Source organism: Pedomonas sp. V897 (genome assembly GCF_051304405.1).
Classification (GTDB): Bacteria; Pseudomonadota; Alphaproteobacteria; order Sphingomonadales; family Sphingomonadaceae; genus Pedomonas.
In genome coordinates this window covers 368792-386674 of record NZ_JBPPGG010000004.1, presented here as the reverse complement: position 1 = coordinate 386674, position 17883 = coordinate 368792, and the positions used below count along the sequence as shown (strand labels likewise).

22 protein-coding genes and 1 tRNA gene are annotated in these 17883 nt (G+C 64.1%); 13 read left to right on the top strand and 10 right to left on the bottom strand.

The window, feature by feature from the left end:
* The 12 genes from ACSJJU_RS12660 to ACSJJU_RS12605 form a co-directional block, all read left to right on the top strand.
* The coding region (locus ACSJJU_RS12660) for a DUF2312 domain-containing protein (protein WP_435913022.1) at positions 1-243 on the top strand (243 nt) is incomplete at its 5' end.
* Between the two features lie 71 nt (positions 244-314).
* On the top strand, positions 315-800 hold the full coding sequence (locus tag ACSJJU_RS12655) for a hypothetical protein (RefSeq protein ID WP_435913023.1): 486 nt from the start codon (positions 315-317) through the stop codon (positions 798-800).
* Between the two features lie 146 nt (positions 801-946).
* Positions 947-1189: a DUF2312 domain-containing protein gene (locus ACSJJU_RS12650; protein WP_435913024.1), complete on the top strand. Its 243-nt coding sequence runs from the start codon at positions 947-949 to the stop codon at positions 1187-1189.
* 5 nt (positions 1190-1194) lie between these two features.
* Complete coding sequence (locus ACSJJU_RS12645; protein ID WP_435913025.1) at positions 1195-1479, top strand: hypothetical protein; 285 nt, start codon at positions 1195-1197, stop codon at positions 1477-1479.
* The gene (locus ACSJJU_RS12640; protein WP_435915896.1) at positions 1472-1639 is read left to right on the top strand and encodes a thermonuclease family protein; all 168 of its coding nucleotides are present in this window, start codon (positions 1472-1474) and stop codon (positions 1637-1639) included. The genes ACSJJU_RS12645 and ACSJJU_RS12640 overlap by 8 nt, the downstream gene beginning before the upstream one ends.
* Complete coding sequence (locus ACSJJU_RS12635) at positions 1636-1965, top strand: hypothetical protein (RefSeq protein ID WP_435915895.1); 330 nt, start codon at positions 1636-1638, stop codon at positions 1963-1965. Before ACSJJU_RS12640 ends, ACSJJU_RS12635 begins: the two co-directional genes overlap by 4 nt.
* An 84-nt stretch (positions 1966-2049) precedes the next feature.
* Complete coding sequence (locus ACSJJU_RS12630; RefSeq protein WP_435915894.1) at positions 2050-2697, top strand: hypothetical protein; 648 nt, start codon at positions 2050-2052, stop codon at positions 2695-2697.
* On the top strand, positions 2694-3023 hold the full coding sequence (locus ACSJJU_RS12625; RefSeq protein ID WP_435915893.1) for a hypothetical protein: 330 nt from the start codon (positions 2694-2696) through the stop codon (positions 3021-3023). Before ACSJJU_RS12630 ends, ACSJJU_RS12625 begins: the two co-directional genes overlap by 4 nt.
* Before the next feature lie 347 nt (positions 3024-3370).
* Complete coding sequence (locus ACSJJU_RS12620; protein WP_435915891.1) at positions 3371-3568, top strand: hypothetical protein; 198 nt, start codon at positions 3371-3373, stop codon at positions 3566-3568.
* Entirely contained in the window at positions 3561-3839 is a 279-nt protein-coding gene (locus ACSJJU_RS12615) for a hypothetical protein (protein WP_435915889.1), read from the top strand. Before ACSJJU_RS12620 ends, ACSJJU_RS12615 begins: the two co-directional genes overlap by 8 nt.
* A 12-nt stretch (positions 3840-3851) precedes the next feature.
* Complete coding sequence (locus ACSJJU_RS12610; protein WP_435915887.1) at positions 3852-4094, top strand: hypothetical protein; 243 nt, start codon at positions 3852-3854, stop codon at positions 4092-4094.
* Between the two features lie 62 nt (positions 4095-4156).
* Complete coding sequence (locus tag ACSJJU_RS12605; protein WP_435915886.1) at positions 4157-5104, top strand: tyrosine-type recombinase/integrase; 948 nt, start codon at positions 4157-4159, stop codon at positions 5102-5104.
* Positions 5105-5170: 66 nt separating this feature from the next.
* Here ACSJJU_RS12605 and ACSJJU_RS12600 read toward each other — a convergent pair.
* The 7 genes from ACSJJU_RS12600 to ACSJJU_RS12570 form a co-directional block, all read right to left on the bottom strand.
* Positions 5171-5246: transfer RNA gene (locus ACSJJU_RS12600), tRNA-Glu, on the bottom strand.
* A gap of 113 nt (positions 5247-5359) precedes the next feature.
* The gene (gene recJ, locus ACSJJU_RS12595) at positions 5360-7135 is read right to left on the bottom strand and encodes a single-stranded-DNA-specific exonuclease RecJ (RefSeq protein ID WP_435915884.1); all 1776 of its coding nucleotides are present in this window, start codon (positions 7133-7135) and stop codon (positions 5360-5362) included.
* A gap of 187 nt (positions 7136-7322) precedes the next feature.
* Positions 7323-8090, bottom strand: coding sequence for a hypothetical protein (locus ACSJJU_RS12590; protein ID WP_435915883.1), 768 nt, complete (start codon positions 8088-8090; stop codon positions 7323-7325).
* Positions 8087-8719, bottom strand: a complete 633-nt coding sequence (locus ACSJJU_RS12585) for a hypothetical protein (RefSeq protein ID WP_435915881.1) — start codon at positions 8717-8719, stop codon at positions 8087-8089. Before ACSJJU_RS12585 ends, ACSJJU_RS12590 begins: the two co-directional genes overlap by 4 nt.
* A gap of 251 nt (positions 8720-8970) precedes the next feature.
* Positions 8971-9951 carry a class II fructose-bisphosphatase gene (gene glpX / locus ACSJJU_RS12580; protein WP_435915880.1) on the bottom strand — a complete coding sequence of 327 codons (981 nt, stop codon included), beginning with the start codon at positions 9949-9951 and terminating at the stop codon, positions 8971-8973.
* Positions 9952-9971: 20 nt separating this feature from the next.
* Entirely contained in the window at positions 9972-11267 is a 1296-nt protein-coding gene (locus ACSJJU_RS12575; protein WP_435915879.1) for a homoserine dehydrogenase, read from the bottom strand.
* A gap of 205 nt (positions 11268-11472) precedes the next feature.
* Positions 11473-12687, bottom strand: coding sequence for an LL-diaminopimelate aminotransferase (locus ACSJJU_RS12570; protein ID WP_435915905.1), 1215 nt, complete (start codon positions 12685-12687; stop codon positions 11473-11475).
* Between the two features lie 232 nt (positions 12688-12919).
* On the opposite strand from ACSJJU_RS12570, the gene ACSJJU_RS12565 reads away from it, so the two are divergent.
* A complete protein-coding gene (locus tag ACSJJU_RS12565) occupies positions 12920-14656 on the top strand; it encodes a PHA/PHB synthase family protein (protein ID WP_435915878.1) in 1737 nt (578 codons plus the stop codon).
* 306 nt (positions 14657-14962) lie between these two features.
* Here the strand turns inward: ACSJJU_RS12565 and tgt are convergent, their stop codons facing one another.
* From tgt to ACSJJU_RS12550, 3 genes are all read right to left on the bottom strand, one after another.
* Complete coding sequence (tgt, locus tag ACSJJU_RS12560) at positions 14963-16099, bottom strand: tRNA guanosine(34) transglycosylase Tgt (RefSeq protein WP_435915877.1); 1137 nt, start codon at positions 16097-16099, stop codon at positions 14963-14965.
* Positions 16096-17139 (bottom strand): tRNA preQ1(34) S-adenosylmethionine ribosyltransferase-isomerase QueA, encoded by a 1044-nt coding sequence (queA, locus tag ACSJJU_RS12555; RefSeq protein ID WP_435915876.1) that lies wholly within the window; start codon positions 17137-17139, stop codon positions 16096-16098. Before queA ends, tgt begins: the two co-directional genes overlap by 4 nt.
* A gap of 297 nt (positions 17140-17436) precedes the next feature.
* Positions 17437-17682 carry a hypothetical protein gene (locus ACSJJU_RS12550; RefSeq protein WP_435915874.1) on the bottom strand — a complete coding sequence of 82 codons (246 nt, stop codon included), beginning with the start codon at positions 17680-17682 and terminating at the stop codon, positions 17437-17439.
* Between the last annotated feature and the right edge of the window lie 201 nt (positions 17683-17883).

Sequence of the window (17883 nt, the reverse complement as noted above, 5' to 3'; positions counted from 1 at the left end):
ATGAGTGAAGTGATTGCCGCCGACCTGTTGCGCCAGCTGATCGAGCGCGTGGAGCGGCTTGAGGGCGAAAAGAAGGATATCGCCGAGGACATCCGCGAGGTGTTCGCCGAGGCGAAGGCGCAAGGGTTCGACGTGAAGGCCATGCGTCAGGTCATCAAGCTGCGCCGCATGGAGAAGCACAAACGACAGGAGGCCGAGGCGCTGCTCGAAACCTACATGGCCGCGCTTGGCATGACCGAGTGATCCACCCCGTCTCTCCCCTGGCGGCCGGTGCGCGTACCTGGCCGGCCGCCCCTACCATGACAGTTTTTGACATGTCCACGTCACCGCATCTCACCCTGACCAAGGACCGGCTGGATCGATTTGTGAAGGGCCAGCGGGTTTACTACGTCCGTCCGCTGCCCGCCGCGCCGCATCGGGTGGAATTTGTCAAATGCACGGTGACATGGACGCGCGGCCCGAAAATGACGCTCGCGGCCTCGCAGATGGGCCAAACAATCTACCGGCGCAATCTGGTCAACTCCCCGGTGCAACCCGATGGTGCGCAGATATGGTGCGGCCTGACAGAGAGCGAGGCGCGGGAGCGTGCGTACAGGCTCGGCGCCGGCGCAATCGCTAAACGCATCGAGCGCCTATCCCGTCGCGTACATGAGCAGGAGGCCGCTGCCGGAACCTACGCGCTGGCGCTGGACCGACAGTCCCTCGAACGCATGAAGCACGTAAAGCCGCACCTGGAGCCATTCGGAATGTGGATTGACGAGCTCCCCGCCGCCCCGGAGGCCACCGACCCCGGCGGCTAACCCCTTCCCACGCCCGATCTCCCTCCCCAAGCGCGGTGCCGGGACGGGCGTGTGGGGAGGTCAGACCCGGCGCCGCAACAGTTGCCCCCGCCGGTGGGGCTCCCCTCCCCTGAGGCCCCACCGGCACCCCACCGCAGGAGATGCGCATGGCCGAAGTTATTGCAGCCGACGTGCTCCGCAAGCTGATCGAGCGCGTGGAGCGGCTGGAAGAGGAGAAAAAAGGCCTCATGCAGGACATCGAGGAGGTGTTCGTCGAGGCCAAGGACCATGGGTTTGACGTGGAGATCATGAAGCAGGTCATCAAGCTGCGCGGCATGGCGAAGCACAAGCGCCAAGAGGCCGAGGCCCTGCTGGAGACCTACCTCGCCGCGCTGGGCATGGTGGGATGACCATCATGGAGAGACCAACCCTTCACGAAATCGCGGCCATGCCGTTCCCTCAAAGCATCAATGCGCTGCGCCAGCACTACGACAAGAACTGGGGTCGGTTCGAGAACGGTGAGCCGCGGGCTTTCGAGGTGACTGTCCGGTACAGCATCTACAAGACCGGCTCCGAGACCTACACCGTGGAAGCCGGGAGCGAGGAAGAGGCCGAAAGCAAGGCCGAAGAGCTCTTCGCCGCCGAGTATGGCGACGAGGCGGAAATTGACTCCATGGAGGTGGAGGCAGCCGATGACTGACCGCCTGACCAAGGGCAAGCGCGTGATCTGCGAGTGGGAGCGCCGCGACCACTACGGACGCCCCCTCGCTCGGTGCTCTGCCGCCGGGATCGACCTTTCCTGCGCCATGCTGGCCAGCGGCCACGCCGAGGCGCGGTACAGCAAACTGGAGTGTGAATGATGACGCTGGACGAACTGATTGCCGCGCTGGAGCAGGCGACGGGGCCGAGCCGGGAGCTGGATGCGACTATCCTTGGGCATCTCGGCTACGTCGAGGAAGGGCGCGTTTGGCGTCACAAGGGGGCGCGCACCCTTTGGCAGGCGTCAGACTTCCTGACCTATTCCGCCGATGCGGCGCTGGCGCTGTGCCGGGATGATCCGAGCAATGTCCTACACGAGGCGACCAGAGCTGTGATGGACAAATATGACGATCCAGTTGAGCAGCTAAGGCATTTCCCCCGCCTTATCTGCATCGCTGCCCTCAAAACACGGAGGGCCGCCCAATGACCCCCGACCTCGACCTGGACGCTGACTGGCCCGTCAAGGCCGCAGCGCGCGCCATCCGCATCCGCCGGGAAATGGAGGCCGCACATGAAACGGCCTGAGGACATCCGCATCCTCGTGGGCTGCGAATTCAGCGGCATCGTGCGCCGCGCCTTCGCTGCCCGTGGATTCGACGCCTGGTCGTGCGATCTGCTCCCGGCAGAGGACGGCAGCAACAAGCACATTACCGGCGACATTCGCGACGTCCTGGGCGACGGCTGGGACATGCTGATCGTGGCGCACCCGCCCTGCACGAGGCTCTGTAACAGCGGCGTGCGGTGGCTTTCGGTGCCGCCTGCCGGGCGCACAGTCGAGGATATGTGGCGGGAGCTGGATGAGGGTGCCGCGCTTTTCTCGGACTGCTGGAATGCGCCGATCCCCCATGTCGCGGTCGAAAACCCGGTAATGCACCGACATGCGAAGGCGAGGATCCGAAACTATCAGGAGCCCGCCCAGAGTGTGCAGCCGTGGCAGTTCGGGCATGGCGAGACCAAGCGGACCTGCCTCTGGCTCCGCAACCTGCCGAAGCTCCGCCCGACCGAGATCGTGGAAGGGCGCGAGGCGCGTGTGCACCGGATGCCGCCGGGTCCCGATCGCTGGAAAGAGCGCAGCCGCTTCTTCCCCGGCATCGCCGCCGCGATGGCCGACCAGTGGGGCGATCACGTGCTCACCACGCAGATGCAGGAGGCAGCATGAACGAGGAACTGATTAAGCAGTGCGCGCGGGAGGGCGCGGCGAAGGCTTGGGAGGATTGCAAAGACATTCCTCCGGCGGCCTCGAAGTCTCTGGCGCAACAGGCCCGAAGCGGCGATTTGGATGACTTTGAAGCAGTCCAAGCCGCCCGCAACGCCATCCGCCTTTACCACGCCTGCCACGTGGCGCGGCTGGTGGAGGCGGCACAACAAATCCTGCTGCACGCTGGCATTGCCGACGCGGCACCTGAGGACATCGACGGCGAGGATCATGAGCGCGAGGCGAGCCTGCGCAAAGCCCTCGCGCCGTTCCAGCAGGAGGCGAAGTGATGGATTGCCGGCATGTTTGGGTGTGTCAGGGCATCGACACAAAGGCCCGCCGACCGCGCTTCAAATACCTCTGCGACAGGTGTTTCCAGGTCAAATACGTAGGTGGCAAATGACCAGCTTTAACGACGGCATCGAGGCGGCGGGAGGTGAGGCATGAGGCACGAATTGGCCGACCTGAGATCGGACAAGGCGCTCGTCTGCTCGCAAACGCGAGTGAACGACGCGGGCGCTGGTGAGATATGGTTTGTCGTTCTGGCGGACGGCTACCTATTAGACTGCGGCCTTAGCAGGGAGCGAGCAGCAGCCGTTGCTCGGGCGATTAATCGACTGCCAGCCGGAGAGCGACCATGACACGTTACCGCGACAAGGAGACCGGAGATGTGGTGGAGGCCCGCAAGGTCACCGTTTGGCTCGTCGAGGGACGTCTAGGAAACGGGGCCAAGTGGCAGAATGAGTTCTACGAGGCCGACTTCGAAACTCAGTTCGAGCCGGTGGAAGACGCGACCGCCCAGCCGGGCAAGCAGGCGGAGAAGGCCGATGGTTAAGCTGGGCGATTACGAGCAGTCGGATTGGGCCGTGGGCCGGACTTACCTGAGCTACGATGCAGATCGCGGCAAAGGCGTTTACCGACATCCCCTCGGGCTTGTGCAGGTGGACACGATTGCAGCCAGCCCCATACGCGCGACCTGCCTGCGCCTGATCCACGAAGGGCGTGAGTACTCGCGCCGCTGGGAGGCCATATGGGGCGAGCGCACCATTGCCCGCCTCTGCCGGGAGTTCATCGAGGAAGTGACCGCCCCGCCGGGCAGCGAATAGGAGGTGGTGAGGATGGGTGCAGCACTGAAAATGCCCGATTGGCCCCGCAGGATGAAAGCCGACCTTGCCGCCGCCTATCTTGGCATCTCGACCAGCAAATTTTTGGAAGGCGTGCGCACACGCCGCTACCCGGCCGGTCGGCCAGACGGTCGCAACCTCCTTTGGGACCGCAAGGTTCTCGACCTGTTCGTGGACGTGGATTCCGGCCTGCAAGACGCAGGCAAGCTCGGGGGCAATACTGAATGGGACGCGTAGATTTGCCGAACGTAAAGGCGATCAGGAGGAAGGGGAAGGTATACTACTATTTCCGACGGAAGGTGAGCGGCAAGGATACGTATGTCGCCTTACCAGACCCTTCCGACCCCCTGTTTGCTGTCCGCTACAAAGAGCTCTCCCGGCCTGACAATGCTAGGCAAAAGAAGGAGCCGGGCACCATCGGCGCGCTAATCGAGGCATACAAGGCCAGCCCGGATTTCCAGGACTTGGCGGAAAACACCAAGCGTCTGCGCATGTGGGTTTTGGACGAGTTTGATGAGAAGCACGGCGGCAAGCGGGTCATCACTCTCTCGACCCCAGCTGTTTACAGGCTGAGAGACGAATTGAAAGACAAGCCCGGCAAGGCCAACGCCCTGCTGACGGCGCTCAGTGCGCTGATGGGCTTTGCCGTCAAACGCGGCTACCGGCCAAGCAACCCAGTATCGAAGGTCGAACGCTTTGAGACGGGCGAGCACGCCCCTTGGCCTGAAGAGATCCTCGAGGGAGCGCTTGCGGCCGCCTCCCCCATGCTGCGCCTCGCCATCATTACGGGCCTCTATAGCGGGCAACGCGTCGGTGACTGCGTGCGTATGCAGCACAGTTGGATTCGGGACGGGATCATGATCCTCCGGACCGAGAAGAGCCAGGGCAAGACAGAGGTGTTCATCCCCATTCACCGGACTTGGCGCGCCGAAATAGACGCAGTGCCGAAAAAGGCGCTGACCATTCTCTACAACCGGTACGGCCAGCCAATGAGCGACGATTCCGTGCAGGACCAACTGCGCCGCCTGATGCGGAAGCTGGGCCATGTCGATGAGGAAAACCAACTGCTTTACACGTTCCACGGCCTGCGGAAGAACGCCTGCAACAACCTCGCCGAGGTCGGCTGCACGCCGCACGAGATCAGTGCCATCACCGGCCAGTCGCTGGAGATTGTGGAGCACTACACCCGCCGCGCCAACCGCAAGCGGCTCGCAAGCGCAGCGATCCTCAAACTTGAGGGGCGGTAACTCGGGGGTAAGATCGGGGGTAACTGGTCAAAACCGCGCGGGAGGAAATGGCGGTTTTCTGCGGTGTGGCGACCCCTACGGGATTCGAACCCGTGTTCCTACCGTGAAAGGGTAGTGTCCTAGGCCTCTAGACGAAGGGGTCGTGGCCGCGAAGTGGGCGCTTGATAGACGGGGCGGCGGCCTTGGTCAAGCGCATCCAGCACCCTAAATGATTTTTTTATTGGGTTTGGGAAAGGACCTCTCGCCCGGCCCGTCTCAGCCCAGTCCATCGGCCCAGGCGGCATCGTCCAGATGCAGCTCGGCTCTGGGCTCACCGGTCCAGTGGTCGATGTTGATCCGGCCTGCCACATAGAGCGGGCGACGGCCCGCACCGGCCAGCGCCTGCCCCAGCGCCGTGTTGCCGTGACGGAAGGCCATGGCCTTGATCCGCGCGCCGTCCTTGCCGCTGAGGATGACCCGGACGTGATCCTGCCCCACGATATCGCACTTGACCACGGTGACCGGCCCCACTGCCACCTTGGGGGTGGGCCAGCCGGTGCCATAGGGACCGGCCTGATCCAGCTGCTCGCCCAGCTCGGGTGTCACGCCGCCGGGGGCCAGCGCCGCATCCAGCTTGAGCGCGCGGCCGTCCATGGAGGCCGCCACATCCTCCGCCAGCCGCTCGCACAGGAAGGCGCGGAAGTCCGCCACCTTGTCCGCCGCGATGGTGAGGCCCGCCGCCATGGCATGGCCGCCGCCCGCCGCCAGGAGGCCGATATCCTTCGCCGCCAGCACCGCCGCGCCCAGATCGACGCCCGGCACCGAACGGCCCGAGCCCTTCCCCACCGCGCCGTCGACGCCGATCACCACCGCCGGGCGGCCGAACTTCTCCTTGAGGCGGCCGGCAACGATGCCGATCACGCCCGCGTGCCAGCCGTCGCCCGAGGCCACAACCACGGGATCGGACTCGGGAGCCGCCAGTAGCGCCTGATCCAGCGTCAGCGCTTCCAGCGCCTTGCGCTCGGCGTTCAGCCGGTCCAGCTCCTCCGCGATCTGGCGGGCCTCGCCCGGCGCCTCGCTGATGAGCAGGCGCGTGCCGAGGTCGGACCGGCCGACGCGGCCGCCCGCGTTGATGCGCGGGCCAAGCTGGAAACCGAGGTCGCCGGAGGTCGGCGCGCGGTCCATGCGCGCCACGTCGCACAGGGTGGCGAGCCCGATGTTGCCGCGCCGGGCCATCACCTTCAGCCCCTGCGCCACGAACACCCGGTTGAGGCCGGTCAGCGCCACCACGTCCGCGACCGTGCCCAGCGCCACCATGTCGAGAAGGCTCATCAGGTCCGGCTCGGGGCAGGAGTTGTACCAGCCGGAGAGGCGCAGCACGCGGTTGAGAGCCACCGCCAGCAGGAAGCACACGCCCACCGCCGCCAGATGGCCGTAGTCCGTGCCCGCGTCGTCATCGAGCCGGTTGGGGTTCACCACCGCGAACGCCTCCGGCAGCGCCCAGCCCGCCTTGTGGTGATCCACCACCACCACGTCGAGCCCCGCCGCCTTCGCCGCCGCCAGCGGCTCGAACGACTGGGTGCCGCAGTCCACCGTCACCACCACCTTCGCGCCCGCCTGGGCAATGGCGGTCATGGCGGCGACATTCGGCCCGTAGCCTTCGGTCATGCGGTCGGGGATGTAGAAACTCACCACCCCGCCCACGGCGCGCAGCACGCGCACCAAGAGGGCCGTGGAGGTGGCGCCGTCCACGTCATAGTCGCCGAACACGACGATCGGCTCCCGCCGCCGCACGGCGTCCGCCAGACGCTCGGCGGCGCGGTCCATGTCCTGAAAGATCGAGGGATCGGGCAGCCAGTCCCGCAGTGTCGGCTTGATGAGGCGGCAGACCGCCTCCACCTCCGCGCCGCGCCCGGCCAGCACCAGCCCCACCGCTTCCGGCAGGCCGTGCGCCTGGGCGATCGCCGCGCCCGCCGACAGATCCGCCCGCCAGCGCCACGGCTGGCCCAGAACCGAACGCTCGACACCAAAGACGTATGAAGATGCAGCCATGCCCCCGTTCTGGCCCAGCACGGCCCGGGACGCAAGCGCACAAAGGTAGAACATGGCCGGAGAGCGGCGGGGTGGGGGAAGCATGGACTAAAGCAAGACAACGTCTATCGCGCAACACAACTAAAATATACTGAAGGCATCAAAAAACCTTATTTCAAATATATAAATATAAAAGATAATATTTTAACTAAATCGAAAAAGGTATATTATCCTCGACATACTTAATTCCCAAGGGCGATATTAGCAATCTATCGTTTTTAGGATCGTAATCCACAAGCGCCTCTTTGTGGGCCGGTATGATAATCTTTTTTCGAAACTGTGAAAAATTCTTATACTCGATAGATTCTGCAACTTCTCTTCCAGTAATTTCACCAGAAGAGTCATAGACTAGCAATAATAATTTATCTCTAGCAGGCAATTTGGAAGATAAAACACGCCTTCTCTCGTCAACCTTCCAAATAATAGGGACATTTCTTTCGGTCAGGCCGTCAACTATTATAGCTGCCTTCTCCGTACTTACTCCATGAAATATCCTAACTAACTCAGCCAAGATCCACTTGGCCATCGCCAAAACTACTGACGCATCCATATGATTTGGATCAACATCAGCCCCTACATGCCCAACATTTCTATTGTTGCGTATCTCATAGAGAGCAACGAGCATACGTGGAATTTGAATACGGACCGACCGCGGAAATCCTTCAGCCTGCTCGAGCTTTTTACAAGAATCTATCATATTCCGTGGCTTTGAAGGAGATGCTGGAAACACCCCGTTAACGTAACCATCCAGAATAGAGTAAACAATCTCGCACAATTTTCCCCCATTTAGTTCCGCAGGCTCCCACCGGTTTTCTCTGAAATTCCGGATAAGCTTATTATACTCTTCCAAAAGAGGGGCCCGCAGCCCCTCAGGGACATGAGAAAGTGCGAGTTCCGGACAGAAAGATGCCCTCATTTCTTCGGCTTCTCCGGAGCCGGCAAATCATGCTCCACGAAATTTCGCCCGTGAGGCGTCGTCTTAATATCTTCAAAGTTGCTTGTATCAATAGTTGCTTTGCGGGATGCTGCAACTCGCAAACCTGTCATAACGGACTTTGGTTCCCGCCAAGCCGGCACCAGTCGAAATACTGTCCCGACCTCGTTAATTGAGACGGCAGGCAATTTCAAAATGTGCTGCAAATAATAAACAATAACTGCATATTTATCTTCATTCGATTTCGGCTTCTTTTCGTCGATAAATTCGTAGAAAGATTTTTTTCCCTCAGGACGTAAATTTAATTCTTTGACCAACGCCCATTCCGCCTTAGCCGTCCCGCCATTTTTAGACTTCTTCACACGCTGCTTACCTGTCACACTTTTCGCTGTCGGCACCTCAACGACAGCAGCCTCGTCGTTTGAAGCAGGCTCTACAAAGTCAAGAGGTTGGGCAATTGACAATTGGCGAGCATGGACAGTTCCATTCGCAAACGCAGCTATTAGCGCCGTGAATGCCTCCTTCTGAACAATCTCGGACTGAAACGCATTTACTGCTTCTGCAATCGCCCCCATGCGCGAAAGCAAATCATCAAATTCCTGCTTAGCCACAACCATCCTCTTGGTATCTGTTGCGACCCTCTGTTACTCTTTATATATTACGCAGTAATAATGATTCAAGAGGTTAGGCCGACAGCCTCTGTGATGAAATAAGTGCATTTTCGGCCAGCGCTGCCAGTTCTAAGCACTCACCAAGCCATTTTTCCTTTGAGCAAGGCTAGGCTGCATTAACCAATTGGCCAAAACAGACAGGGCCGGAGGATCACCCCCCGGCCCTGCCGATGTCAGCGCTGTGATATCGCTTACAGCTTCTTGCGGCGGTGCTCGCCGTAGACGTAGCGCACGGTGCCGGAGGAAGCGCGCATCACCAGCGATTCCGTGGTGAACCAGCCGCCCGGCTTGCGCTTCACGCCTTCCAGCAGCGCGCCGTCGGTGACGCCGGTGGCGGCGAAGATCACGTCGCCCGACGCCAGTTCTTCCAGCTTGTACTTGCGGTTGAAGTCGGTGATGCCGACGCGGCGGGCGCGCTCCTTCTCATCCTCGTTACGGAAGATGAGCCGGCCCTGGATCTGGCCGCCGATGCAGCGCAGGGCGGCCGCTGCCAGCACGCCTTCGGGCGCACCGCCCGAGCCCATGTACATGTCGATGGTGGTTTCCTCGGGGTTGGTGACGGCGATCACGCCGGCCACGTCGCCGTCCGGGATGAGCTTGATACCGCAACCGACCTCGCGCAGTTCGCGGATGAGGGCTTCGTGGCGCGGACGGTCCAGCACGCACACCATCACGTCCTCGGGCTTCACGCCCTTGGCCTCGGCGAAGCGGCGCACGTTCTCGGCCGGGCTGAAGTCGAGATCAACCAGCCCTTCCGGGTAGCCCGGACCGATGGCGAGCTTGTCCATGTAGACGTCCGGCGCGTTGAGCAGGTGGCCGGCCTCGGCAATGGCCAGCACCGCCATGGCGTTGGCTCCGGCCTTGGCGGTGATGGTGGTGCCTTCCAGCGGGTCGAGCGCGATGTCGATCGCGGGGCCGTCCTGATCCGAGCCCACCTTCTCGCCGATGTAGAGCATCGGCGCCTCGTCGCGCTCGCCTTCCCCGATGACCACGGTGCCGTTGAAGGGCAGCCGGTTCAGCGCCTCGCGCATGGCTTCCACCGCCGCCGCGTCCGCCGCCTTCTCGTTGCCGCGTCCGATCAGCTTGGCCGCCGCGATGGCGGCGGCTTCGGTGACGCGCACCATCTCAAGCACCCAAATGCGGTCGAGAATCTGGGAAGGAGTCTGAGTCATGAAAAGGCCTCTCGTGACCGTTAGAAATCAAGGATGTGCATCATTACCGGCGCAGAGGTGACACTCTCAAGTGCACCGATCCGCTCCAGGGCGCTGGAGATCGCCTGTTGCGGACCATCGTGGGTGGTCAGCACGAAGTAGACGCCCCCGGCCGGCGCGATGCCGCGCTGGATGACGCTTTCGACCGAAACGGACAGATCCCGCAGGATCGCGGTGAGTTCGGCCAGCACGCCGGGGCGATCCACAACCGTCAACCGGATATAATAACGACCGATGTGCTTCATCGGATCAGCGGCCGGCGTGTCGGTGAGCAGATGCGCCGGCATGGAGAGGGCCGGGCCCCATTCCCCGCGCGCCACATCGATGAGGTCCGCGGCAACGGCGGACGCGGTCGGCCCCTCGCCCGCGCCCCGGCCCTGGAACACCAGCTGCCCGACGCAGTTGCCTTCCACCACCACGGCGTTCAGCGAGTCGGTCACATGGGCGAGCGGATGGGTCTCCGGCACGAGGCACGGGTGCACCCGCTGGAACAGCTTGCCGTCTTCCAGACGCGCCGTGCCGATGAGGCGGATGCGATAGCCCAGCGCCCGCGCGTAATCGATGTCGGCAGGCGCGACGTTGCGGATGCCGCAGGTGGAGACGCCCGCGAAGTTGATCTTCGTGCCGAAGGCCAGCGACGAGAGGATCGACAGCTTGTGGGCCGCGTCGATGCCGTCGATGTCGAAGGTGGGATCGGCCTCGGCATAGCCCAGGCTCTGCGCCTCCTTCAGCACGCTGTCGAACGGTTTGCCCTCCCGCTCCATGGCCGAGAGGATGAAATTGCAGGTGCCGTTGAGAATGCCATAGACAGCCTCGACGCGGTTGCCCGCCAGACCCTCGCGCATCCCCTTGATGACCGGGATGCCGCCCGCGACCGCCGCCTCGAACTTAAGCGCCACGTTGTTCCGTTCCGCCAGTTCGGCCAGCTCGATGCCATGGTGGGCGAGCATCGCCTTGTTGGCGGTGATGAACGGCTTGCCCGCGCCCAGCGTCGCCCTGGCCAGCGTCAGCGCCGGCCCGTTCGAGCCGCCGATCAGCTCGACAACCGCGTCCACGTCCTCCCGCAGCGCCAGATCGGGCGCATTGTCCACCCAGGCGAAGCCGGAGAGGTCGACGCCCCGATCGCGGGTGCGGTCCCGCGCGGAGACGGCGGTAATCACCACGGGCCGGTTGGCCCGGCGGCTCACCAGTTCGGCGTTCTCTGCAAGGAGCTTGACCAGGCCGGCACCGACAGTGCCCAGTCCCGCCAAGCCGACGCGTAAAGGCTTGTCAGACATTCTCATCCCATTCCCATCGGCGATGGTCCTAGCGAGTGTCAAAGGCTTTGGCTAGGGCTTGCGCGTCCGTGCCAAGCTGCCGCCACCCCGGGTCTCGTGCGGACCGCGCCGGATGCGCATGGCCGGGAGCAGCCCCGGCCATGCAGTTGCTCTGCTTCGGGCGGCCCGCCGCTCGGGCCGGGCCGCCCTTGGCATGGACATGCGGCTATTCGGCCGCAGCTTTCGGGCCGGGCACATTCAGCCCTTCGGCCTGGAAGAACCGGCGGATGTTGCGGGCCGCCTGGCGGATGCGGTGCTCGTTCTCCACCAGCGCGATTCGCACATAGCCCTCGCCCAGCTCGCCGAAGCCGACACCCGGCGCCACCGCCACCTGCGCCTGGGTGAGCAGCTTCTTGGAGAACTCCAGCGCGCCCATCTCGCGGAAGGGTGCCGGAACCGGCACCCAGGCGAACATGGAGGCGGGCGGCGGCGGCACCTCCCACCCGGCGCGGGCGAAGCTTTCCACCAGCACGTCGCGCCGCTGCTTGTAGAGCTGGCGGGCCTGCTCGATGCAGTCCTGCGGGCCATTGAGCGCGGCGACAGCCGCCGCCTGGATCGGCGTGAACGCACCGTAGTCGAGGTACGACTTCACCCGGGTGAGCGCCTGGATGAGCTTCTTGTTGCCAACGGCAAAGCCCACGCGCCAGCCGGCCATGCTGTAGGTCTTGGACATGGAGGTGAACTCCACCGCCACGTCCTTCGCGCCCGGCACCTGAAGGATGGAGGGCGGCGGGTTGTTGTCGAAGTAGATCTCCGCATAGGCGAGATCGGAGAGCACCCAGATCTCGTGCTTGCGGCAGAAGTCCACCACCTCGGCGTAGAAGTCCAGACCCACCACCTGCGCGGTGGGGTTGGACGGGTAGCCCATCACGATGGCCGTCGGCTTGGGCACGCTGTAGCGCACCGCGTTCTCAAGGCTCTTCATGAAATCCGGCCCCGGCGCGGCAGGGACATGGCGAATGGCCGCGCCCGCGATGATGAAGCCGAAGGCGTGAATGGGATAGCTCGGGTTGGGCGCGAGAATAATGTCGCCCGGCGCGGTGATCGCCTGGGCGAGGTTGGCCAGCCCCTCCTTGGAGCCGAGGGTGACGACCACTTCCGTCTCCGGGTCCAGCTCGACGCCGAAACGGCGGGCATAGTAGGCAGCCTGCGCCTTGCGCAGACCCTTGATGCCCTTGGAGGCGGAGTAGCCATGGGCATCCGGCTTGCGCGCGACTTCGGCAAGCTTCTCGATCACGTGGGCCGGCGGCGGCGTATCCGGGTTGCCCATGCCCAGATCGATGATGTCTTCGCCACGCGCTCGGGCGGCTGCCTTCATTGCGTTCACTTCCGCGAACACATAGGGCGGCAGGCGCTTCACGCGATAGAATTCCTCATCGATCATTGGTCTGAACCTTCATGTTTGAATGTAAGCGGCTTCCGTCCATCCCGACGCTGGGTTAGGCTCGGCAAGCCAGCCAGTCTTATAGGCCGTGGCGGAATCGAAGGCGAGTATGAATGGCGTCAGGTAGCCCCGCTTTATCGCGAACAGGCGCAAGAAAATTTCGATGACCGACCAAAATACGTTATACGGGCTGGCACAATCGGGGTCTTATGAAAGATTCCAACACTGGATGCGTCTGTTGGGGCGCGCCCAGCAGCTCCAGCTGGAGTTCTGGCTGCGCCAGAGCCGGGCGAGTCGCCCCCTGCCGCTCGACCCCTTCGGCCTCCTGCCCCTCGGGGCCCGGGTGGGGGCCAGCCTTCTGTCCAACCCCCACCGGCTGATGGACCACCAGACGCGGTTTCTGCAGGAGGTCTCCGCGCTCTGGCAGGCGGCCGCCCAGAGTCTCACTCCGCCCGCGGGCGAGGCCGCGCCGCAGGAGGAGGCCCGGAGCGATCGCCGCTTTGCCGCGCCCGAGTGGCAGTCCCACCCGGCGTTCGACCTGATGCGCCAGAGCTATCTGCTGGCCAGCGAGCACTGGCTGCGCCTGATGGAGGGCATCGAGGGGCTGGACGACGCCTCCCGCACCAAGCTGCGCTTTTTCGCCCGGCAGTGGGCGGACGCGCTCGCCCCGTCCAACTTCCCGCACCTCAATCCGCAGGTGATGAAAGCCACCCTCGAGGAGCAGGGGCAGAACCTGCTGCGCGGCTTCGAGAACCTGCTGAACGATCTGGAGAAGGGCTTCATCAGCCTGACGGACGAGGCCGCCTTCACCGTGGGCGAGAACGTGGCCGCCACGCCCGGCAAGGTGGTGTTCGAGAACCGGCTGTTCCAGCTCATCCAGTACCAGCCCGTCACCGACACGGTGCGCCAGATCCCCATTCTCATCGCGCCGCCGTGGATCAACAAGTTCTACATCCTTGATCTGACGCCCCAGAAGTCCTTCGTGCGGTGGTGCGTCGAACAGGGGTTCACGGTGTTCGTGATCTCGTGGGTCAACCCCGGCCCCGAGCATCAGGACGTCGGCCTCGCGCACTACATGCAGGAAGGCTTCATCACGGCGATGGAGACGGTGCGCACCATCTGCGACGCGCCTTCCGTCCACACCATCGGCTATTGCGTGGCCGGGACCATGCTCGCCCCGACGCTGGCGTGGCTGGCGGCGCAGGGGCGCGAGGATCTGGTCTCCTCCGCCACCTTCTTCACCGCGCAGGTGGATTTCTCCGAGGCGGGCGACCTGCGCGCGCTGGTCGATGAAACCCAGTTGCAGACGCTGGAGCAGCTGTGTGCCGAGACCGGCGTTCTCGACTCCCGCTACATGGCCGCCACCTTCAACATGCTGCGCGCCAACGACCTGATCTGGAACTACGTGGTCAACAACTACCTCCTGGGCCGCGAGCCGCCGCCCTTCGACCTCCTGTTCTGGAACTCGGATTCAACCCGCCTGCCCCGCGCCATGCTGATGGAATATCTGCGGGACATGTATCTGGACAACCGGCTGGTCCAGCCCGGCGGCATCACCCTTGCGGGCGTGCCGATCGATCTCACCCGCATCCGGATCCCCGCCTACATTCAGGCCGGGCGGGAAGACCACATCGCCCCGGCGCGGTCGGTCTACAAGCTCACCCGCCACCTCTCCGGCCCGCTGCGGTTCGTGTTGGCGGGCTCGGGCCACATCGCGGGCGTCGTCAACCCGCCCGAGGCGCGCAAATACCAGCACTGGGTGAGCGACCACCTGGCGGAGACACTCCCCGAGACGCTGGACGACTTCCTCGCCCGCGCCGAGGAGCGGCCGGGCTCCTGGTGGCCGGACTGGAAGGCCTGGCTCGCGCCCCAACTCGGGCCCGACGTTCCGGCGCGCATCCCCGGCAGCCACCCGGACTATCCGGCAATCGAGGACGCGCCGGGGCGGTATGTGCAGATGCGGTAGGTTTCTGCTCCGCAGGGCAGGGGTCTTGGACCCCTGCACCCCGTTCGTTTACCGGGCCGCGCCTGACATCCGCCCAGGCGACTTCTGGAGACAGGGGACTGAACGGGCCGCGCCCGGCAGAACCGGAGGCGCCTTCTGAAACGGCAGCAAGGCTGGCATCGAGGCGGACAAGGGCGCGACCGGACAAGACAAATCCAGTCCTACGCCCACCTTCCCCCTCGCACGTCCCGATTAAGGAACGGGAGGTGCAGGAGGGGCAAGCCCCTCCTGCAGATCTCGATTTCCCGAATAAACCTCCCGCCTCTCCTACCCTTCCTGGCCGCCCTTGTACTTCTCCAGGAAGGCCCGGGCGTGGGCGTCCACCCGACCTTCGGCGATGGCGTCGCGCAGGCCCTGCATCATGGTCTGGTAGAAGTGGATGTTGTGCTGGGTCATCAGCATGGCGCCGAGGATTTCGCCCGCCTTCACCAGATGGTGCAGGTAGGCGCGGCTGTAGGTGGTGCACACCGGGCAGGAGCATTCGGGGTCGAGCGGCCCGGTGTCTTCCTTGTGTTTGGCGTTGCGGATGTTGACCGGCCCGTGGCTGGTGAACGCCTGCCCGTTGCGGCCCGAGCGGGTGGGCAGCACGCAGTCGAACATGTCGACCCCGCGCAGCACCGCGCCCACGATGTCATCCGGCTTGCCCACGCCCATCAGGTAGCGCGGCCGGTCGGCGGGCAGGAAGCCGGGCGCGTAGTCCAGCACCTCGAACATCGGCCCCTGTCCCTCGCCGACGGCAAGGCCGCCGATCGCATAGCCGTCGAAGCCGATCTCGATGAGCCGCTCGGCGGATTCCTTGCGCAGGTCCTGATAGAGGCTGCCCTGCTGGATGCCGAACAGGGCGGCGCGGGCGGCGTGTTCCTCACCGCTGTCGAACCCGTCGCGCGAGCGCCTGGCCCAGCGCATGGACATGCGCATGGACCGGGCGGCGACCTCGTGGCTGGCCGGGTGCGGCGTGCACTCGTCGAACGCCATCACGATGTCCGAGCCCAGCAGGCGCTGGATTTCCATGGAGCGCTCCGGCGTCAGGACATGCCGCGACCCGTCGATATGGGACGCAAAGGCGACGCCCTCCTCCGTGATCTTGCGCAGGGAAGACAGCGACATGACCTGATAGCCGCCGGAATCCGTCAGGATCGGCCGGTGCCAGTTCATGAATTTATGCAGGCCGCCCAGCCGCGCGATCCGCTCCGCGGTCGGCCGCAGCATCAGGTGGTAGGTGTTCCCGAGGATGATGTCCGCGCCCGTCGCCCGCACCTCCTCGACGCGCATGGCCTTCACCGTGGCGGCCGTGCCCACCGGCATGAAGGCGGGCGTGCGGATCTCGCCGCGCAGCATGTGGATGACGCCGGTGCGGGCCTTGCCGTCCGTCGCCTTGATCTCGAATTTGAAACGCTCGCTCATGACTTGGCCTCGTAGCGGAACAGCAGGCTGGCGTCACCGTAGGAATAGAACCGGTACCCGCTGGCGATGGCGTGGGCGTAGGCCGCCTTCATGGTCTCAAGGCCGGAGAAGGCGGAGACCAGCATGAAAAGGGTCGATTTCGGCAGGTGGAAGTTGGTCATCAGCACATCGACCGCCCGAAAGCGATAGCCGGGGGTGATGAAGATGTCCGTCTCCGCCTTGAACGGGTGGATGACGCCGCTCTCGTCCGCCGCGCTCTCGATCAGGCGCAGCGACGTGGTGCCAACGCACACGATCCGCCCGCCCCGCGCCTTCACCGCGTTGAGCTTCGCCGCCACCTCCGGCGTCACCTCGCCCCATTCGCTGTGCATCCGGTGGGCGGTGGTGTCCTCCACCTTCACCGGCAGGAAGGTGCCCGCCCCCACATGCAGCGTCACCGTCACCCGCTCGACGCCGCGCGCATCAAGCGCCGCCAGCAGCCGCTCGGTGAAGTGCAGCCCCGCCGTCGGCGCGGCAACCGAGCCCTGATGACGGGCAAACACGGTCTGATAGTCCTCCGCGTCCTTCTCGTCCGCCGGGCGGCGGCTGGCGATGTAGGGCGGCAGCGGCATGGTGCCCGCCTCCATCAGCGCCGCCTCCACCGGCCCCTCGCACTCGAACAGGAAGGCAACCGAGCCGTCCGCCAGCTTGTCCTCCACAACGGCGGAGAGGTTCGGGCTGAACACCACCCGGTCGCCCGCACGCAGCCGCTTGGCGTTCTTCACGAACGCATGCCAGCGCCGGGCATCGACCCGCTTGTGCAGCGTCACGCCCACCTTCGCCTCTCCCCGCGTGCCGAACAGCTGGGCCGGCAGCACCCGGGTGTCGTTGGAGACCAGCACGTCGCCCGGACGCAGGAACTCCGGCAGATCAAGGACGCCCCTGTCCTCCAGCGCGCCGCCGGGATGCACCACCAGCATCCGCGCACTGTCGCGCGGGGAGGCCGGCCGCAGGGCGATGCGATCCTCCGGCAAATCGAAGTCGAACAGGTCTACGCGCATGGGTTACTCGCTTGCGGCGGGAAAAACTGGCCGCCCTTGTAGCCGGTTTTCGCAATTTGTGCAGCGCCGAGGTTTGCCCGTCGCCGCCACAGGCGCACAGGTGGATCAACAGGATATATGCAGGGGGATCTGTAATCCCCCTGCACCCCCTGTTCGTTTTCCGGGCCGCGTTTCAGGGGCGCGCTGGACGACAGGATTTGAAGAACAGGATTTGATCGGGACGTGCCCGTCATGACGCGGGCGTACTCACGGGTATATGCCTGCGAACCAGACAGCCCCGAACGTGCGCCAAGTCCTTTACGCCGAGCCGATCTGGCTGAGCACCGAAAGCAAATCCACACCCATCAACCGGATGCCAAGGGCCAGCATGATCAAAACGAATGTATTGATTGCGGTGGCCACCAGCCCCTGCCCCACCTGCCGGACAAAAGAGCTGCGCAGCTCCACTTGCGCCGCCGCCTGTTCGATCCCGGCCGTGATTGCCTCCTGTTCTATGATGGGGCGAACGTCTTCCACCGACTGCCGGGCAAAGACGATCAACATGTTCCGGGCGCCTTCGCGATGCGCTCCAGCTGATCAGGTGTGGAGACCGCCCGTGCGAAGGCCATGTTCTCCTCCTGGGTCGGCGGGCGACCATGCCCCCGTTCGAAATCACGCGCCCAGGCTCTCTTGTGGCATTTGTAGAGCGCGTAAGCCGTCAGCGCCTCCACATTTCCACCATCAACCCGCAGTGTCTCAAATATC

What these genes read in the sequence shown, in the direction of transcription:
- ACSJJU_RS12620 (WP_435915891.1), top strand. Translation starts at nt 3,371, where the DNA reads ATGACACGTTACCGCGACAAGGAGACCGGAGATGTGGTGGAGGCCCGC.
- ACSJJU_RS12565 (WP_435915878.1), top strand. Translation starts at nt 12,920, where the DNA reads ATGCGTCTGTTGGGGCGCGCCCAGCAGCTCCAGCTGGAGTTCTGGCTG.
- ACSJJU_RS12610 (WP_435915887.1), top strand. Translation starts at nt 3,852, where the DNA reads ATGGGTGCAGCACTGAAAATGCCCGATTGGCCCCGCAGGATGAAAGCC.
- ACSJJU_RS12645 (WP_435913025.1), top strand. Translation starts at nt 1,195, where the DNA reads ATGGAGAGACCAACCCTTCACGAAATCGCGGCCATGCCGTTCCCTCAA.
- glpX (WP_435915880.1), bottom strand. Translation starts at nt 9,951, where the DNA reads ATGACTCAGACTCCTTCCCAGATTCTCGACCGCATTTGGGTGCTTGAG.
- ACSJJU_RS12550 (WP_435915874.1), bottom strand. Translation starts at nt 17,682, where the DNA reads ATGTTGATCGTCTTTGCCCGGCAGTCGGTGGAAGACGTTCGCCCCATC.
- recJ (WP_435915884.1), bottom strand. Translation starts at nt 7,135, where the DNA reads ATGGCTGCATCTTCATACGTCTTTGGTGTCGAGCGTTCGGTTCTGGGC.
- ACSJJU_RS12640 (WP_435915896.1), top strand. Translation starts at nt 1,472, where the DNA reads ATGACTGACCGCCTGACCAAGGGCAAGCGCGTGATCTGCGAGTGGGAG.
- tgt (WP_435915877.1), bottom strand. Translation starts at nt 16,099, where the DNA reads ATGAGCGAGCGTTTCAAATTCGAGATCAAGGCGACGGACGGCAAGGCC.
- ACSJJU_RS12635 (WP_435915895.1), top strand. Translation starts at nt 1,636, where the DNA reads ATGATGACGCTGGACGAACTGATTGCCGCGCTGGAGCAGGCGACGGGG.
- ACSJJU_RS12615 (WP_435915889.1), top strand. Translation starts at nt 3,561, where the DNA reads ATGGTTAAGCTGGGCGATTACGAGCAGTCGGATTGGGCCGTGGGCCGG.
- ACSJJU_RS12655 (WP_435913023.1), top strand. Translation starts at nt 315, where the DNA reads ATGTCCACGTCACCGCATCTCACCCTGACCAAGGACCGGCTGGATCGA.
- ACSJJU_RS12575 (WP_435915879.1), bottom strand. Translation starts at nt 11,267, where the DNA reads ATGTCTGACAAGCCTTTACGCGTCGGCTTGGCGGGACTGGGCACTGTC.
- ACSJJU_RS12650 (WP_435913024.1), top strand. Translation starts at nt 947, where the DNA reads ATGGCCGAAGTTATTGCAGCCGACGTGCTCCGCAAGCTGATCGAGCGC.
- queA (WP_435915876.1), bottom strand. Translation starts at nt 17,139, where the DNA reads ATGCGCGTAGACCTGTTCGACTTCGATTTGCCGGAGGATCGCATCGCC.
- ACSJJU_RS12630 (WP_435915894.1), top strand. Translation starts at nt 2,050, where the DNA reads ATGAAACGGCCTGAGGACATCCGCATCCTCGTGGGCTGCGAATTCAGC.
- ACSJJU_RS12625 (WP_435915893.1), top strand. Translation starts at nt 2,694, where the DNA reads ATGAACGAGGAACTGATTAAGCAGTGCGCGCGGGAGGGCGCGGCGAAG.
- ACSJJU_RS12590 (WP_435915883.1), bottom strand. Translation starts at nt 8,090, where the DNA reads ATGAGGGCATCTTTCTGTCCGGAACTCGCACTTTCTCATGTCCCTGAG.